This window comes from Duganella sp. Root1480D1 (assembly GCF_001427305.1).
In the GTDB taxonomy this organism is placed as follows: Bacteria; Pseudomonadota; Gammaproteobacteria; order Burkholderiales; family Burkholderiaceae_D; genus Rugamonas.
In genome coordinates this window covers 36,800-53,466 of sequence record NZ_LMFZ01000003.1, presented here as the reverse complement: position 1 = coordinate 53,466, position 16,667 = coordinate 36,800, and the positions used below count along the sequence as shown (strand labels likewise).

23 protein-coding genes are annotated in these 16,667 nt (G+C 58.5%); 4 read left to right on the top strand and 19 right to left on the bottom strand.

The window, feature by feature from the left end; all coding sequences use genetic code 11:
• Positions 1–9: 9 nt before the first annotated feature.
• The 3 genes from ASD58_RS04850 (at position 10) to ASD58_RS04840 (ending at position 4,515) form a co-directional block, all read left to right on the top strand.
• Entirely contained in the window at positions 10–540 is a 531-nt protein-coding gene (locus ASD58_RS04850; protein ID WP_057259988.1) for a phasin family protein, read from the top strand.
• A 61-nt stretch (positions 541–601) separates the two neighbouring features.
• Positions 602–2,242, top strand: coding sequence for a VRR-NUC domain-containing protein (locus ASD58_RS04845; protein ID WP_057259987.1), 1,641 nt, complete (start codon positions 602–604; stop codon positions 2,240–2,242).
• The gene (locus ASD58_RS04840) at positions 2,239–4,515 is read left to right on the top strand and encodes an ATP-dependent DNA helicase (protein WP_057259986.1); all 2,277 of its coding nucleotides are present in this window, start codon (positions 2,239–2,241) and stop codon (positions 4,513–4,515) included. Before ASD58_RS04845 ends, ASD58_RS04840 begins: the two co-directional genes overlap by 4 nt.
• On the opposite strand, the gene ASD58_RS04835 is transcribed toward ASD58_RS04840, so the two are convergent.
• From ASD58_RS04835 to ASD58_RS31790, 17 genes are all read right to left on the bottom strand, one after another.
• Positions 4,512–5,003 (bottom strand): DUF4124 domain-containing protein, encoded by a 492-nt coding sequence (locus ASD58_RS04835; RefSeq protein ID WP_162252984.1) that lies wholly within the window; start codon positions 5,001–5,003, stop codon positions 4,512–4,514. The two genes, ASD58_RS04840 and ASD58_RS04835, sit on opposite strands and share 4 nt — an antisense overlap.
• Positions 5,004–5,244: 241 nt before the next feature.
• Positions 5,245–5,553 (bottom strand): hypothetical protein, encoded by a 309-nt coding sequence (locus ASD58_RS31085; protein WP_156401164.1) that lies wholly within the window; start codon positions 5,551–5,553, stop codon positions 5,245–5,247.
• 28 nt (positions 5,554–5,581) lie between these two features.
• Positions 5,582–5,860 (bottom strand): hypothetical protein, encoded by a 279-nt coding sequence (locus tag ASD58_RS04830; RefSeq protein ID WP_156401163.1) that lies wholly within the window; start codon positions 5,858–5,860, stop codon positions 5,582–5,584.
• A 161-nt stretch (positions 5,861–6,021) separates the two neighbouring features.
• Positions 6,022–6,510 (bottom strand): hypothetical protein, encoded by a 489-nt coding sequence (locus ASD58_RS31080; protein ID WP_156401162.1) that lies wholly within the window; start codon positions 6,508–6,510, stop codon positions 6,022–6,024.
• Between the two features lie 69 nt (positions 6,511–6,579).
• Positions 6,580–6,921, bottom strand: a complete 342-nt coding sequence (locus ASD58_RS04820; RefSeq protein ID WP_057259982.1) for a peptidyl-tRNA hydrolase — start codon at positions 6,919–6,921, stop codon at positions 6,580–6,582.
• 501 nt (positions 6,922–7,422) lie between these two features.
• Complete coding sequence (locus tag ASD58_RS04810; RefSeq protein ID WP_057259980.1) at positions 7,423–7,812, bottom strand: hypothetical protein; 390 nt, start codon at positions 7,810–7,812, stop codon at positions 7,423–7,425.
• Between the two features lie 15 nt (positions 7,813–7,827).
• Positions 7,828–8,073, bottom strand: coding sequence for a hypothetical protein (locus ASD58_RS04805; RefSeq protein ID WP_057259979.1), 246 nt, complete (start codon positions 8,071–8,073; stop codon positions 7,828–7,830).
• Between the two features lie 9 nt (positions 8,074–8,082).
• Entirely contained in the window at positions 8,083–8,520 is a 438-nt protein-coding gene (locus ASD58_RS30375) for a hypothetical protein (protein WP_200951568.1), read from the bottom strand.
• Between the two features lie 114 nt (positions 8,521–8,634).
• Positions 8,635–9,042, bottom strand: a complete 408-nt coding sequence (locus ASD58_RS04800) for a hypothetical protein (RefSeq protein WP_057259978.1) — start codon at positions 9,040–9,042, stop codon at positions 8,635–8,637.
• Between the two features lie 26 nt (positions 9,043–9,068).
• Positions 9,069–9,539 (bottom strand): glutaredoxin domain-containing protein, encoded by a 471-nt coding sequence (locus tag ASD58_RS04795; RefSeq protein ID WP_082565229.1) that lies wholly within the window; start codon positions 9,537–9,539, stop codon positions 9,069–9,071.
• A gap of 140 nt (positions 9,540–9,679) precedes the next feature.
• Positions 9,680–10,024 (bottom strand): hypothetical protein, encoded by a 345-nt coding sequence (locus tag ASD58_RS04790; RefSeq protein WP_156401161.1) that lies wholly within the window; start codon positions 10,022–10,024, stop codon positions 9,680–9,682.
• Positions 10,021–10,557 (bottom strand): hypothetical protein, encoded by a 537-nt coding sequence (locus tag ASD58_RS04785; protein WP_057259975.1) that lies wholly within the window; start codon positions 10,555–10,557, stop codon positions 10,021–10,023. The genes ASD58_RS04790 and ASD58_RS04785 overlap by 4 nt, the downstream gene beginning before the upstream one ends.
• Positions 10,558–10,863: 306 nt before the next feature.
• Positions 10,864–11,589 carry a LytTR family DNA-binding domain-containing protein gene (locus tag ASD58_RS04775; protein WP_057259973.1) on the bottom strand — a complete coding sequence of 242 codons (726 nt, stop codon included), beginning with the start codon at positions 11,587–11,589 and terminating at the stop codon, positions 10,864–10,866.
• Positions 11,590–11,592: 3 nt separating this feature from the next.
• Positions 11,593–12,642: a sensor histidine kinase gene (locus ASD58_RS04770; RefSeq protein ID WP_229209897.1), complete on the bottom strand. Its 1,050-nt coding sequence runs from the start codon at positions 12,640–12,642 to the stop codon at positions 11,593–11,595.
• 14 nt (positions 12,643–12,656) lie between these two features.
• A complete protein-coding gene (locus ASD58_RS04765) occupies positions 12,657–13,415 on the bottom strand; it encodes a LiaI-LiaF-like domain-containing protein (RefSeq protein ID WP_057259971.1) in 759 nt (252 codons plus the stop codon).
• Entirely contained in the window at positions 13,415–13,771 is a 357-nt protein-coding gene (locus ASD58_RS04760; protein ID WP_057259970.1) for a hypothetical protein, read from the bottom strand. The genes ASD58_RS04765 and ASD58_RS04760 overlap by 1 nt, the downstream gene beginning before the upstream one ends.
• A gap of 163 nt (positions 13,772–13,934) precedes the next feature.
• On the bottom strand, positions 13,935–14,090 hold the full coding sequence (locus ASD58_RS31790; protein WP_200951567.1) for a hypothetical protein: 156 nt from the start codon (positions 14,088–14,090) through the stop codon (positions 13,935–13,937).
• Positions 14,091–14,566: 476 nt separating this feature from the next.
• Between ASD58_RS31790 and ASD58_RS04755 the strand changes: the two genes are divergently transcribed.
• Positions 14,567–15,118: an FxDxF family PEP-CTERM protein gene (locus ASD58_RS04755; protein WP_156401160.1), complete on the top strand. Its 552-nt coding sequence runs from the start codon at positions 14,567–14,569 to the stop codon at positions 15,116–15,118.
• Positions 15,119–15,168: 50 nt separating this feature from the next.
• On the opposite strand, the gene ASD58_RS04750 is transcribed toward ASD58_RS04755, so the two are convergent.
• Together ASD58_RS04750 and ASD58_RS04745 are read right to left on the bottom strand one after the other, a co-directional pair.
• The gene (locus tag ASD58_RS04750; protein ID WP_057259968.1) at positions 15,169–15,498 is read right to left on the bottom strand and encodes a hypothetical protein; all 330 of its coding nucleotides are present in this window, start codon (positions 15,496–15,498) and stop codon (positions 15,169–15,171) included.
• Positions 15,499–15,508: 10 nt separating this feature from the next.
• Positions 15,509–16,660, bottom strand: coding sequence for a formate dehydrogenase subunit gamma (locus ASD58_RS04745; RefSeq protein WP_057259967.1), 1,152 nt, complete (start codon positions 16,658–16,660; stop codon positions 15,509–15,511).
• Positions 16,661–16,667 lie beyond the last annotated feature (7 nt).

Here is a 16,667-nt window from a genome sequence, read left to right as displayed (position 1 = left end):
GGAGACCGTATGTTTCAGAATCCCGAGCAGTTCGCCAATGCCACCAAGACGCTGTTTGAGTTCCAGCTGGAGACTTTCAATACCCTGACCAACCGCGCCATGCAAGGGGTGGAGCAAGCGGTGGCCCTGAATATTGCGACGGCGCGCAAGGCGCTGGACGACCAGATCGACGCCGGCCGCAAAGTCAACGCCTCCGTTACGCCGCAGGAAGCGCTGGACGTGATCAACGCCCGCCTGCAGCCCGGCATGGCCGCCACCAACGCCTACAACCAGCAGCTGGGCGCCCTGTTGAGCGAAATGTCGAACGATTTCCACCAAGCCGCCGACGCCCACTTGGCCGAGGCCAAGTCCAACCTGAGCGCCCTGATTTACGATGTGACCCAGAACGTGCGCCCCGGTTCGGACAACGCCGTCGAGATTGTCAAAAAAGCCATTGAAAACGCCTTCAAGGGCTACGAACAGGTGACCCAGGCCACGCGTGATGCCGTCACGGCCTTCGAACAGCAATTGGAAAAAGCCAACGCCGCTTCCAAGAAGTGACAGCGCAGCGGGTGACGCGTTATACTGTATATAAATACAGTTTTCGCGTCGCCTCGCCTGCATGAACCAAGTCCTTGAAAATCCGTTCTACTACCTGGAGAATTTCCACCAGGTCCTGCATTGGATTGGCGAACGCTATAGCGACCTGCTGACGGACGAGGAAGCAGGATTCCTCGCCGCCTTCCCCACCCTGCCCCAACCGTCCCGCGCACTGTTCGTGCGTATGGTGATGCGCAAGGGAGAGCTGTTCCGCGCGTCGAAGTTGAGCTACCCCGAGATCGGCTGCACCATTCCCGCTGCCACCCCGCTGGTCGAGCAAGGCTGGGTGGTGCAAGACCCGGAACTGACGCTGGACGAGCTGTTCGACCTGCTGCAAAAGCCCGAGATTACCCGCGTATTCGCCTTGAGCGGCGCCGAACGCAGTGCGCGCAAGGCCGACCAGCTTGAAGCCCTGCGCGAGCGCCACGAAGGCAGCCACCGTTTCACGTCCTGGTATGCCGATGCGGGCGACCAGGTCTACCACATCCTGTCCAAGCCGCTGTGCGACCGGCTGCGCCTGATCTTCTTCGGTAACTTCCACCAGGACTGGTCGGAATTCGTGCTGTCCAACCTGGGGATCTACCGCTTCGAAAAAGTCGAGTTCTCGCCGGCTGCGCGCGGCTTCCGTTCGCGCCGCGACATCGACGACTACCTGGCACTGCACGCCTGCCGCGAACGTTTTGCAGAGGGCGAAGACCCGCTGCAACTGGCGCGCGAACTGCCCGCCCTGGCCGACGACAACGAATGGCTGCTTAGCCGCCGCCAGAAAATGCTGTTCCAGTTCGGCCAGCAGCTTGAAAAGCTCGGCAACTGGGCCGGGGCCTTCGAACTGTACCAACAGTGCGCCTATCCCGGCGCCCGCGCCCGCGCCATCCGCGTACTGGAAAAAGACGAGCGGATCGGCCTGGCCTACGAATGGCTGCAGCATGCGCAGAGCGCGCCGGAAAGCGAAGCGGAACGCCAGCAACTGCTGCGCATGGCGCCGCGCCTGCGCCGCAAGCTGGGCCATATGCGCGAGCCGGCGCACAAGCCTACGCCAATCGAGCGTATCGACCTGGTGCTGCCAATGCCGGCCGAGGAATGGTGGGTGGAAGGCGTGGTGCGCGACCATTTGTGTCAGGACGACGCGCCCTGCTTCTACGTGGAAAACGCACTGGCCAATTCCCTGTTTGGCCTGCTGTGCTGGGACGCGGTATTTGCTGCCATTCCCGGCGCCTTCTTCCATCCTTTCCACCATGGCCCCGCGGACTTGCACAGCGCCGACTTCCAGCGCCGCCGCGCGCCCCTGTTCGAAGCCTGCTTTGCGCGGCTGGAAGACGGCAGCTATCGCGACGCCATCAGCACCAATTTCGCCGCCAAGGCCGGCCTGCAGTCGCCCTTCGTCTACTGGGACGCGATCGACGAAGAACTGCTCGGCCTCGCGCTCGATTGCATCCCCGCCTCCCATTTGAAGCTATGGTTTGAACGTATCCTGCTCGACATCAAGGCCAACCGCAGCGGCTTTCCGGACCTGATCCGCTTCTGGCCCGCCGAACGGCGCTACCAGATGGTGGAAGTCAAAGGCCCCGGCGACCGCCTGCAAGACAACCAGCTACGCTGGATCGACTATTGCGCCGAGCATGGCATGCCGGTGTCCGTGTGTTACCTGGCGTGGCAGGAATGACGTATACCATCGCCGTCCGCGCCCTGTGCGAATTCACCGCCAAGCAAGGCGACCTTGACCTTCGCTTCACGCCTACGCCAACCGCGCAGGAAGGCATTGAAGGCCACGCCATCGTCACCAGCCGCCGCGGCGAGGACTACGAGCGCGAAGTCAGCCTCTCCGGCGACTTCGGCCCGCTGCACGTGCGCGGCCGCGCCGACGGCTACGACCCGCGCCAGAACCAGCTCGAAGAAATCAAGACCTACCGCGGCGAGCTGTCGCGCCAGCCCGCCAACCACCGCGTCCTGCACTGGGCCCAGCTCAAGGTGTATGGCCACCTGCTGTGCAGCGCGCGCCAACTGCCCGCCGTGCGCCTGGCACTGGTCTACTTCGACATCGGCACGCAAAAGGAAACCGTGCTGACCGAAGAAGCGGATGCCGCCTCGCTGCGCGTCTTCTTCGAAGAACAATGCGGCCGCTTTGTCGCCTGGGCCGAGCAGGAACTGGCGCACCGCGCCGCACGCGACGAGCAATTGCGTTCGCTGCGCTTCCCGCACGCCGATTTCCGTCCAGGCCAGCGCCAGCTTGCAGAAGCGATGTACAAGGCCAGCGCGCGCGGCTGCTCGCTGCTGGCGCAGGCCCCGACTGGCATCGGCAAAAGCATCGGCAGCATCTTCCCGATGCTGAAGGCCAGCGCTGAACATGGCCTCGACAAGGTGTTCTTCCTGGCCGCAAAAACCAGCGGCCGCGGCATGGCACTTGGCGCGGTGGAAGCCATCAAGCGCAGCGCGCCTTTGCTGCCTTTGCGCGCACTCGAACTGGCCGCCAAGACCACCGCCTGCGAGAACCCGGACAAAGCCTGCCACGGCGAATCGTGCCCGCTGGCGCAAGGCTTCTACGACCGCCTGCCCGCAGCGCGCGCAGCCGCCTTGCAGCAGGCGATGCTGGACCGCGCCTCTGTGCGCGAAGTCGCGCTGGCACACCAGGTCTGTCCTTATTACCTGCAATCGGAACTGGTACGCTGGGCCGACGTGGTCGTGGGCGACTACAACTACTACTTCGACATCAGCGCCATGCTGTACAGCCTGACGCAGATGAACGGCTGGAAGGTCGGCGTGCTGGCGGACGAAGCGCACAATATGGTCTCGCGCGCCCGCAAGATGTACTCCGCCGAAATGGACCATGTGCGCCTGCGCGTGCTGCGCAAGACCGCACCGGAAGCGCTGCGCAAGCCGCTGGACCGCGTACACCGCCAATGGAGCGCCCTGGAAAAGGCACAGGAAGCCGACTACGCTAGCTACGCCGAGCTGCCCGAGAAGTTCATGGGCGCGCTGCAAACGGCCTGCACGGAAATCGGCGACTACATGGCCGAGCACCCCGCCTGGTTCGACGCCGACGTGCTGGACTTCTACTTCAACGCCTTGTTGTTCGGCCGCCTGGCGGAAAGCTTTGGCGAACACTCGCTGTTCGACATGGAAAAATCCGACGGCGGGCGTGGCGCCGCAGCCGCGGGCCGCGTGAACTCGGTACTCTGCATCCGCAACATCCTGCCCGCGCCCTTCCTCAAGCAGCGCTTTGAGGCAGCGCACGCGGTGGCCCTGTTCTCCGCCACACTCAGTCCCTGGAACTACTACGCCGACACGCTCGGCATGCCGGCCGACACGGCATGGGTCGACGTAGCCTCGCCGTTCGACGCGGAGCAACTCCAGGTACGCATCGCCAGCCACATCTCCACGCGCTACCAGCACCGCAACCGTTCGCTGGCGCCAATTGCTGCGCTGATGGGCGAGCAGTACGAGCGCCATCCCGGCAACTACCTCGCCTTTTTCAGCAGCTTCGATTACATGGAAAAGGTGGCCGAGCTGTTCGCCGCCCGCCACCCGGATGTGCCGCTATGGCGGCAGGAACGCCGCATGGATGAAACGGCGCGCGACGCCTTCCTCGCCCGCTTCCGCGAAGGCGGCGAAGGCATTGGTTTCGCTGTGTTGGGAGGCTCATTTGGCGAAGGCATCGACCTGCCAGGCGATCGCCTGATTGGCGCCTTCATTGCCACGCTTGGCCTGCCGCAGATCAATCCGGTCAATGAACAGATCAAGGCCCGCATGGAAGTTGCCTTTGGCGCGGGCTATGACTACACCTATCTCTATCCCGGCCTGCAAAAAGTCGTGCAGGCAGCCGGCCGCGTAATCCGCACTACCAGCGACCGCGGCACGGTCCACCTGATCGACGACCGTTTCGGCCGGCCCGAAATCCAGGCCCTGCTACCCGCCTGGTGGCAACTCGGCGAGCCTTAGTGCGTGCGCTGGCCTGAGCCGCACAGCAAGGCGTGGTTCTCCTTGCGCTGGCGCACGATGGCCTGGCGCTCTTCTTCGCTAACAGCCACCGATCCATTCCCGCCGCCGAAAGCAAGGCGGGGGACCTTCTCGGAGAACTCAATCTGCTGCGCATCGCGCTTGCAGACCTCGTCATCGGACATCGGCTTGTTGTTGCGGTGCTGGCTGGGGTTATACGGTGTCTTTCCCGCATTGCGTGCTGCAGTGTCGGCCGCTTCCTGGTTTGCGGCCTCGCGTTTCATGCGCCGTTCACGAGATTCGAGCTCACGTTGCTGCCAGTCGTTCGCAGGGGCCGCAGCCGGCGCCGTGGCTGCGCGCTGCACTGCAAGCTCCTTGCTCTTGACGCCATCCTGCGGGCGATCGGAATAATGGACCTTCCCGTCTGCATCGGTCCACTTATAGAGCTGGGCATGCGCCGGAATGGCGGCCAGGGCGAGAATCAAGGGCAAGATAATTTTCATACCGCGAAGTATAGGGAAAACAAATCCTGCCGTGTCTCACGCACATTGTCACTTGATGAAAGCAGTTTTCACCGACTGAAGATCGATCTTGAAGAACATGGTCCGGCTGAAAGTTCTCGAACAGGTCCCATGACACGCCCGCTGGACCAACTCCAAACCCCAAGCATTTAATCGTTTTGGCATTGCCCTACCGAGTTGACCGCAACGATAGGCCGGCATACTGCAATCTTCAATGGCCATTGGGACCTTGAAAAGGTTCAAAAACACGAATTTGATTTCTCACCCACTCCCGAAATTCTTCTTCCGAAATCGGATTGGTAATTCGGGCCATTTCCGGCCAAGCGCGCGTGGCCATTCCCGCCCATTCATCAGCCATCTGCTTGATCTCGCGGCTAACCGGCAGAAACCGCGTCACGTCACGAAATGTTCCCGCAGCAGAACAGACATATGAAAAATGAACGTCGCCAGCGACAAACCCACGAGCACAATGGATCAACTCGCGCATTTCTGGCAAAGGGACGCTTGGAACAGTAGACATGCTGGTCTCTATCTTCTTGGGGCGAACGTCATTGCGGATCCGAAGTAGGCAAGATTCCCGCAATGGCCAGCGAAAGCTCATCGTCAAGAATTTCCGTATCGTCTGTAAATCCAACTGCGATGCGCCGTTGTGCTTCGGGCACCACAATTTCCAAAGCGATTCGCTGGCGAATAAACGTAGCCAAGACGTAGTTCGTAATTTCGCCGACAGGGACCGACCAATTTGCACGGCAGCGTTCAATCAAGCTCGATTCGAAGCCAGGCTCCATCCAGGGTCCAACACTATCGGCAACAGTTCGTTTTTCCATTCCAGTATTATGGCTCAATGATCTGAATCGATGGCGAATGTGGAAGTGCCTCGTCGATGAAACACCGAAGTGCAACAGACGCCACGTCCTTGTTCGTAAGATGATCGACGAAATAGAATCCATCCGGCTCGACTGCGTAGTGATTCTTTCTTATGGCTCGTTCACAGTCCGCAGGCTCCCGCTTTGAACTCGTATCGCCGGTTGCGAGCGCCCTTGCTGATTTCAATTTCGGCCGCAAAGCCACTACTCTCGTTACAATCACCAGCACATTCGTTTGCCGTCGGGACCTCGGTAACAATGGTGGTCACTTTGACCTTTAGATCGGCAGACCTGTAAAGATAAGAATCGCGCGCCCCCATCCGAAATGCTTTGCTTTTTGACAGAGTCTGCGAGAAAGGCACCTCTTCGACCTTTCCATCGAGACTAAGGACTGCCACACCACCTTTTCCCTCGCCGCGAATAAGAAACATAAGTTCGCCACCACTGCGGTCAGGGAGAAACTCTTCATGGAACCAGCAACCGCCAGCCCAGTCTTCGCCCCACGCATTCTCGCCAAGCTTGTCAAGCTCTAGCGCTTGCGCCCCCGCATTAGCAGATGAGGCAGCAGCCACGGATAGAAAAAAGGCTGAAATTACTCGTGAAGCCTTCATGAGATCGAAAGTGTGCGATAAAAATCGGGCGGAGCGCGCAACGCGCTAGCCGTCCGGTTAATGGAGGCGTCAAGCATCAGTGGCGCCTGCTGGTGATACCGAAGGCGCTTCGCGGTAGAGTTTTAGGAACTTAAACATTTTTGGCCACTCAATTCGCGGTTTGAAAACGATGGCGACCTCCTGATTGCCGAGCGCCGATTCGGTGAGAACAACATGGTCAGGAACAAGTTTGGCGTTCTCGAACTCCTTCGGGTTGACTTTGCAGACGGCCTTGAAGAACGGCCCAGAAAGCCACTCCTTTACCTCGGGCGATTCCTGGAACTTCAGATACCCCGCCAGTGATGCATGTGCAACTGCCACCATCGCGAAGCCGAGTGGAATGTCGTCGCGAACAAGGATGTACATCTTCATATTGATTTCCTAACTTTCAGGTTGCTTCACTTGTGATGCCAACATAGCTGTTGGCTATCCGGACTGGAGCCCACTTCGCCCGCCTATCAAGGCCGCCTCCCACGCCAGCAAATTTGGAAACTCAGAGGCTTGCGGCGAATGGCCGCCAAGTGCCAGGCGACGGCTGACTTCCAAAACGACCTCCCCCGCGCACTTATTGACCTCAGCGCGCATAAAGAGAAAGTCCACCGTTGCGCGCTCTGCCGACCCGACAAGAGACAGTCCTTGATCGATTGCCTCCAGCGACATGAACGATCCACATAGCGTGTAACTACGAATCGTGTTCACCTCGTCCGATGAAAGCTCCCGATTCCAAAGCCGACGCATGTGACTTTCTATAGCGTCAGCATAGGCAGTGTGAATTTGGATAAATCGCTGAAGCGAGGATGTATTCATGGGCTCTAACGTGCGTAGAGTTCAGCCGGCGCGCATTGGGCTTGGCGCATCCGGTGGAGCGAGTTGCTATGTCCATTCTTCGTCATGTGGGACAAATTCTTCGCGAGATGAAATGAAGCCGTTTTCCAGGTCGCTGAACATCTGCTGTTCCAACTCTATTCCTCTCCAAAACTTCAGCCGCTCATTCAATGCCTGCGGGGTGAGCACTTCACCGTAACCATTCAGGTCCACTTCCCTGACGAAGAATGGCGGATTAGGGCTGCTTAGGTACTCCCGGCTTAACTGCCGAAGGAACAGGCGCTCGATTTCCCATTGACTCCCGAAAATTTCAACGTCGCGGATCGACGTTTGCGTCGATCCGGCATTGCGAATCTCGGATATTCCAGCGCTGCACATTTTTCTCAACACGGAAATCTGTTCGGCGGTAAGCTGCGGCTTCGGTATCACGAGGATCATGTTGATCGGATAGGATTAAGCATGCTCGATCCAGATCGGCTCTCCAGGATGGTGTTCCTGGATGGTTTCGACTGCGCCAGCCAGCACCTCTTGATCCTCGCCACCAAGAGGATAGGAGAATCGGGTCAACGATGCATAGTCCAGATTCTCGAAGTCTGACTCGGAAATTGCATCGGAACCGCACCAAATCGGCGCGGCGCATTTTTCAACTGCACGCAGCGCATGTTTCAGCCCGTGCGAAGTAACGGCGAGGTAGACCATATCCGAACTCTAACGTTTCGATTCAGCCGCGCCCGTAGGCGCATGCCGGAATGCCTGGTTGGATGATACAGCTTGTGAACTGCTGCGTAATATAAATCCAGAAACGCCAAGGACGAAGCCCAGGAAAAGCGATTGCGCCTGAAGCGGAGCAAAGCTCTCAAATGGAATTCTGAGCCAATAAGTCGCATATGAGTTGATCACAACGTCCGCGCACATGATCGCTAGCGTTAGCAGTACGCCTACATTGCGGCGATTCCACAATAGCAGCACCGCAGTGAAGTCCAACACGGCCAGCGAAGTCCAGAACAAGTTGATTGGAAAAGGCACAAAATGATAAGGAAAAAAGCCGCCTCGAACAATGTCAACTACGTGAGTACTTCCACCTGCCGCCAGGCATAGCGAAAGCAAGATAAGAATGCCACGCTCCAAAACTGCTATGAAATTCATGTATGCCGCCTAACGTGATGCTGGCTTGAGGTAAATCTTCATTTAGGATTGCTCCAATGGCGAAGAGCTTTTCCATCATGACTTAATCAGTGGTCATTGCTGAGTGGCTCGGCATTAATCCCACCAAGCCGCCAACACTGGCTCTTTGTGCTTATGGAGCAGTTGCTCTGGCACGCCGAAGTCTTCGGCCGAGCCGACTTCGTCAGGCTCGAGCGCTTCAAGTTCTGCCGCTAAATCCTCAGAACTTAACCAACCGACGACGAAGACTGTGTCCGCAAATGGCCAACAATCTTCTCCAGGGTCAATCTCTGCAATCTGGGCATATACGGCGACCACATCGTCTCGCTCTTTGAGCCGGGCGAGTGCCGTGCGAAACGCGTCAATGCCGGGGTGCTCTGGCAGGTTGCAACCGATAGAGCCAATGTCATCATTCCCATCGAAGAATTCGTCAACGGGAACGAGTTGAGGTTCCGGCTCCGAATTGAGCTTTTCAACCAAAGCGTTGCGCTTTTCAATATTCATATAACTCCCTGAAAGTGAGGCGACACTCAGCGCCCGCCAAAGAATTGGTCATACGCCTCTTTGCTGTACCCGCGTATCCCCTCACCGTTCTTGAGCAGGTAAGGAATTCCGTTCTCGGTGCTTACTTTAGCAAAGGCAGACTTCCCTTCAGGAGTGTCGATATCGACGTCCTTGTACGTTACCCCATGCTGGGCAAGGTAGGCCTTCGCCTGACGGCAGTACCCGCACCAGGTGGCGCTGAACATGACCGCCCCAGAAATAGGGCCGGTCGTTGGCCTTCCTTCCTTACGAAGGCGGGCTAGCTCGCCAACTGTAGCGCTTGGCAAGGCCGTGTTCGGGATACTTTGAATATGCAGGGTCTTTTCGATCTTTCCGTTTGCGGGAGGGCGATCGCTATAAACAATCTTTCCATCCGGCCCAACGGACTTGTAGAGCGTCTGGGTCATACCAGGCGAGGAGAGGAGCATCAATGCACTGACTATACAGAGGCGTTTCATATGTGGTCTGACTTGAGCGCGATGTTATCGCGGTTTTGCGCTATCGGTGTATTTAGCCTTCACGCCGACATGGGCCGAGAACGGAACCAAAATCGAGGCATTCCAAATTGGCTCGCTAACGTGATTCTTGTTAGCGCGAATTATTTGCATGGAAAGAAGCGCTCCAGGAATTTTTGGGCCTGCTCTTTTGAAGGTACATCGTCCAACTCCAACGGGGGCTCGGCATGCGATTGACTCCCGAAAGCATTGGCGATCTTTTGAACTTTTTCTTTTGGAGTTCCAACCAGACAGATTTTCGGACTAGCGATCGTAAGCGAGTGGCCGTAAATCGCTCCTTCGATAATCCCCATCATTTCGGCGTAGGCCCCCATTTCGCGCCGCCCACGTTCGTACTCGGATGAGCAAATATCTTCCTCCGCCGAGACGCTTGCAGCAAAGAGCATCGAAAGCGCAAATATTGTCGTCTGTGTTTTATTAGAACTCACTGCTTGAACTCCGTCACGATGGAAGGCGATAGCAAACGTTTGGCAATCCAGCCGAACAACACGCTAAACCCCAGTGCAAAAATGACGCTAAAAACTGCCATGGCAATCATGAAGGATTTCATGTCCGCTGCATCCGGCACATTTGCAAAGCTGCTTTGCATTGATGAGTACATTGTGAGTTGAAGAACCAGCCCGCCAAGGTTCCATAGGATGCCCAAGCCCATTAGGCCTATGAAGATCAGCCTCGCCCAATTTTTCCGCTTGAGGAGCCCGATCGAAGAGGCGAGCATCGAGACGGAGATAATGAGGAACGCAACGAAGAGAAGTTGAAAATGACTGGTCATGAATGCCGCAAATGGCGGAACGCCAGGCGGAGGTGCGGCATGCATAGCTTTTTCCATTTCGGTGGCATTGAACATTACTTGGATCATGATGTTCTGCATGATGGAAACCAGGGTTCCGAGTCCCGACAGAACTATAAAAATCCAGGCGACGACTGTGACGAAAGAAGAGCGGTTGCTTGTGCCGTTCATGCTAAAAAAATCGGAACAGCTTTCCAGCTGCGACGATGGCGAATGCGACACCTAGACCGATGCAGAGTTTTCGGTTTAACAGGAAAGTAGGGATCTTGTTTCGCGTGGCCAGCGGCCAACTCGAACTTGTGGCAGCCACGTAGAAGAAGATGCCGGAAAAGAGTGCCCAGTACAGGATGTCATACCAAGATCCGAAAGCTTGGCTCCCCAGTGTTTGCCCCATTCATTATCCTTTGTTATCGATGGCCCAAAACAAATTGGCCATCACTTTCACATTTTTGCAAAATATTAACATGAGACATACGGTTACAGGCCCTTCACCTTCTGATACCCGCTACGACTGACCGGAATCTTTCGTCCGTCCTTCAGCACGGCACAGTGGCTGTCCTTAGTGGCCTGTTCGATGCGTTCGATGCGCTCGACGTTGACGATCCACGAGCGGTGCAAGCGCACGAAACGGGTCGGGTCGAGCTGCTCCTCGAGTTCGGACAGGCGTTGGTTCTTGAGGTAAGGCTTGCCCTCCGCCAGGATCTCAACGTAATCGTCTTGCGCTTCAATGGAGTCAATGCGTTCCGCGGCGATCACGTGCACGCGTGAGCCGTCGCGTATCAGAACGCGCTCCAGCGGACCGTTGCGGGTCGCCGCTTCGGTCGCCATCTGCGCTACCGGCGGGTGTTCGCTGCCAAGGCGGCTGCGCACATGCGCCACGGCCTGGTCCAGCCGTTCTTGCGGGTATGGCTTGAGCAAGTAATCGATCGCATGCACTTCGAAGGCCTTCAAGGCGTACTGGTCGTAGGCCGTGGCGAAAACATAGTGTGGCTTGCTGCCGGCCAGCTCCACCACTTCAAAGCCATCGAGCTTCGGCATCTGGATGTCGAGGAACACCACATCCGGCTCCAGTTCAGCAATCGCCTTCACGGCTTCGAAGCCGTTGCCGCATTCGGCCACCACTTCCACGTCGGCATGGGCTCGCAGGTACTCCCGCATGACGCCGCGGGCTAATTCTTCATCATCGACAATGATGACGCGCATGATTCAGGACTCCTTCGTCTCGGCGGGCAGCATCAGGGCCACCCGGTACTTATTGTTTTCGTGCGTGCAGTGGACGCTGGCCAGGTGGCCATACGCCGCTGCCAATCGCTCCCGCACATTGACCAGGCCAATGCCATTGCCCTTGCGGGGTGGCGTGTCCGGGTCGGTATCGTTTTCCACATCGACCTTCAACAGCGAACCTTCGCGGCGGGCGTCGATACGCACCGTGCCGCCTTCCGGCATGCCGCCGATGCCATGCTTGACGGCGTTCTCCACCAGCGGCTGCAGGATCATCGGCGGCAGCAGGCATGGCAGCGCTGCGTCATCCACTAGCTGCTCCACGCCGAGGCGCGCACCGAAGCGCACTTTCTCGATCGCCAGGAAATGTCCTATCAGGCGCACCTCCTCTTCCAGTGTGATCTTGCCCTGCGCTTCAATGCCCAGGCTCTGTCGGAAAAAGTCCGACAGGCGCTGCGTCATGTCGCGGGCACGCTTGGCATCGATCGAAGTCAGCGCGCTGATCGAATTCAGGCTGTTGAACAGGAAGTGCGGGTCGATCTGGGTGCGCAGCATGCGCAGCTCCGCGTCGCGTGCCAGCAGCTTGGATTCCAGCTCGCGCTGTTCCGCCTGGCGTGCCCGGACAAACTCGCTGACCAGGTAATTCAAGCTCGCCAGCAATCCGTACATCAGGATGCCGAGACAAAACAGCAAGGCAGTCAGCTGCGGGCGGATCGCAATGCCCTGCCCTCCGAACGATTCGACGCCGATATTCCAGAGCCGCATCAGGAACACCCACAGGAAGCCGGCCCATACCGCCGCGGTCAGCATCGACACCAGGACCACGGCAGGCTTGCGCTCGCGCAGCGGGTTGGACTTGCACATATAGTAGGCCGAGAACCCGGCGCCCACCGAAAACAGCAATGTCACCGGCACTGCAAACAGCATGGCGCGCAGCCAGGGTTCGTCGCCCAGTTGGGCCACCGCCCCGCCCAGGCCTATCCCCAACAGCAGCCATACCGTGAGATAGAGCAGCACACCGCTGCGGCTGGTCATTACGCGCTGCTGCATCAGTTTCGGATTTCCAGGCCGCCCATCACGACAGTGCCTCGAACCACCAGCCGCTTGCTGTTATCCTTTGGTTCCATGGTCTTCTCTTCAAAGCCGCCCAGTACCGGCGTGCCCTCCAGTTCCACCGTCCAGTCTGTCGGCACCTTGATCGAGATGCCTCCCATCAGGGCAAACACGTTCAGCACTGCAGTGCCGTTCAGCGAGGCGGTACGCATGTCGAGGTCAATCCCGCCCATGATGCTGGTCAGGTCACCACCGCGGAAGTCCTGCGTGGTTATCTTGCGCTGGAAGCCGCCAAGGATGGCGGTCAGCTCCAGCACGCGCTCGCTGGTCTCGCCTTCCGACACACCGAACAGCGACGTATCGTCGGCATAGCTGCTGGCAACCGTGCTTTGGCTGTCCGTCTGCTTGCTGCGCTTGTTGGCGCGGAATACCATCATCAGGCCCAGGCCGATAATCCCGATCGGGAAGATCAACTTCCAGCTAATGGCGATCAGGCCCAGGCCTTTCAACAGCGACAGGGCGCCAAAGCCGATCATCACAACGCCGGCCACTGCTGCCCCGCTGCCGCGCCGCGGCGCTTGCGCCAGGGTCGAGGCGCCGAACACCATCAGGATGATGGGCCAGAAGTGCACTCGCATGTCGAGGTCGATCCAGCCCAGGTTATCAATCAGGAACAGGAAGCCGGCTACGATGACGGCGGCACCGATCAGCATCTGGGATGCGGTATTACGTTCGCGATGGCTGCGATTGCGCATTATTGGTTCTCCTCATTATTGGCGGTGTATTTAATCACAACTGGCTGCATCAGCAGGCAGATGCCGGCGATGATGACCAGGATGGGCCAGCTATTGTGGAAAGTCAGGCCCCAGATATGTTCGAACGACACGTAGAACCAGCCGGCAAAAGCGATATGGCACAGTCCATCGACCACATGTTTCGGTGCAGTCGGCGGAATCAGCTTGATGGCGCCGAACGCCATGCCCAGGAAGGGCCAGAGGTGCCACAGCTGGCCGAGTGGCGGAATCTGGATATCGGTCAGGAACAGCACGCCGATGGCGATCACGATCAGGCCCCACAGTAGCTGGCTGCGCGATTGCATTTCTTTGCTCATTTCTTGCTCCCCGTTGATTGGATGGATGAACGATACCCGGGTGGGCAAGGCGGCGAAACGGCTTTTCGGTGAATGGCGGCCGCGGCTCGGTGAATGGCGAAAATTTCAGCGAACGGCGAAAAAAAACCCGCCGGTGCGGCGGGTCATGGTGAAGTACGGGGGTCTAGCGCCCGGTTTCCATCTTCGGCTCGAACAGCATCAAACCCCAGCCCAACTGACGGCGAATCTCCTCTGGCGATGGAGGTGGCTTGGCTGCTTGCGAACGACGTTCGAGGTACTCCCTTACCACGTACTTGGATGGGTGGTTGGTCTGGGTCATGATAGGCCTCCGTATTCTGTTTTTGGGCCGGGTGCCTCGCTGCGGCAGAAGCCGGCCAGGATGTCTGGTAGATGAGCGCTTGGCGCTTCGATCACGCTTCCATCTTATTTCCCGGCCCCGTTGCACACGGTGCGTTTGCTCACAATTCCCCCGTCAGTTCGGCTCTTGTTCCTGTCGGAATCGGCCTACGAAATGTGGCATGAAAGCCTTGCAGGCTCGAGCACAATAAAATTTTTCCCTTGACGTTTTCCCGCGCTTTATCCGCGCCCCGCGAGCGCGGTCGAGCTTTGTGCGCTTGAAAACATACACACTTCATTAATGAACTAATTGAGGGAGGGGGTGGGCTATATTGATCGTCGTTGGTAAGCAGGAAAGGTTATGTTTTCAGCAGGCCACTGACGATATAACCAGGCAATCTCTTGCGCGCTGACAAACCGCTTCACCTTCACAACAACACTATCTCAAGGGGTATTAACATGAAGAAAGCGTTTCTTAGCAAGGTAGCCGGAACACTGATGCTATCCGCCGGGCTGTTCGCCAGTTCCGGTGCCATGGCACAGACAACTTTGACCTTTGATGCCGCGGGTAATGCCATTTTCGGCGCCCTGCACGCAACGGCCGGGGACTATATCGACACTTACCTCTTCTCGGTGGATACCAACGCCACCTATGCCAGCGGTAACGTGGTGGTCGGTAAGACCTGGATCGATGGTTCCCGCCTGGCGAACTATGGCATCACTGGCATCCAGTTCTTCAAAGTTGAAGCCGACAGCAGCCAAACCGCCCTGGCAACCACCTTTGACACCTCATCCGGCATCGAGTTCTTCCCGATCGATGCCCTGATGTCAGGCAACTATGGCTTCACGGTCACTGGCAGCACCGCCATCGCAGGAATGGGTGGTTCCTATGCCGGTAACCTGGGCCTGGCGGCTCCAATTCCGGAACCTGCTACCTATGCGATGCTTCTGGTAGGCGTTGGCCTGCTGGGCCTGGCTTCCCGTCGCAAGTCCAACGACAAGCTGGGCTAAGCCGCAACCACTCCCCCCGTGGAAACCCGCTGCGGCGGGTTTTTCATTGCCTACTTCGTCTTGCCGGCCTCGGGCACCGGTTTCGAATCGGCGACGCCGACTTCCTTGGTGGCTGCCACTTGGGCGACATACGGCCCAGGATCGGCGCAGGCGGGCATTGCCGATGCTGGCTTGCCACCGCTGCCTTTCGTCTTGAAATAGTGGGCAGCGACGCGATCCTGCGCCTGGCAGAGCTTGTACGCGGCAACCTTGTCGCTCCAGGCTTGCTTGTCTTTGACGGCAGCGGCGGCGGCTTTCTGCTCATCGGTTGGCGCCGGCAGCTTGGCTTGGGCAGCGCCGCAGGCGGCCAGCAGTAGCAGGGCGAATACAGGCTTGTTCATGGCGTGCTCCTCAGACTGTCTTGGGTGCGGGCGGCGGCACCACTTCGCCATCGTGCTCTGGGGCGCGCAGGCGTGGCACTTTGCCGTCCACTACATCCTGGTACCAGATATCGTGGTGTTCACGCGCCCAGGCGTCGTCCACATAACCTTCCCGCATGGCTTTGTAAGCACCCTGCATGCCGACCGTGCCGAGGTAGATGTGGCCAAGCGCGAAGCCCATCAACAGCACGGTAGCTGTGATGTGCAGCAGGTTTGCGCCTTGCATCATGAAGCGGGTGTATTCGAGGTTGGGCACCAGCTTGTCGAGCACAAAGCCGGAGGCACTGGCTGCCAGGCCGAGCAAGGTAACGCCGCCCCAGAACCAGAGCTTTTCACCCGCATTAAAGCGTCCGGCAGGAGCGTGGCCTTGGCCGAACATGCCGCCCAGCCTAACCAGCCATTTGATGTCGGCAAGGATAGGGAAATTGTCTTTGACGAAAAGGACGAAGGTGACAATGATCGAGACCGTGAACAAGGGGCCGACGAAATTGTGGATGGTCTTCAGGGCGTAGGTCAGGTAGCCGAACAGGGCGTGGCCGATGATGGGCATCAGCACGAATTTTCCGAACATCATGCACAGGCCGGAAGCAGCCAGCAGGACAAAGGTGATGGCGGTAGTCCAGTGCACGAAGCGCTCGGTTGGCGTGAAGCGCTGTATCCTGCGGCCGGTTGGCGGCGAATGTACCTTAATGGGCCCTTTGACGAAGTACATCGTTGCGATCGCCGCCAGCACGCCGAGGATCAGCCAGCCGCCGATGCCGATCATGGGGCCGTTGCGGAAGCGGCGCCAGGCTTCGCCGGCGGTCGTCGCAACGGGCTGGCCGGGAAGTTGGGCCTTGGGCTGGATCAGGACGCCGGATTCCGGGTATGGCAGGCTGCTGTAATGCGCCTCCCCTGCAACCACCTTGCGCCAAACGGGGGCATTGTTGCCAGGCTGGTCGCGCGTGCGCTCGGCCTGGTTTTGCTTGAGGATGTCGACCGACTCGACGCGCGGCATCGCTGCACCGGTCGCGGCGTTCGGCGCCGGGGCGGAAGCGCCCGGCTGGGGTGGCGCGGGCGCGTCCGCTGCCAGGGCCGCGCCGGCGGCGAGTGCCACGGCCAGCATTGCCAACCATCGTTTCATGGCAAAC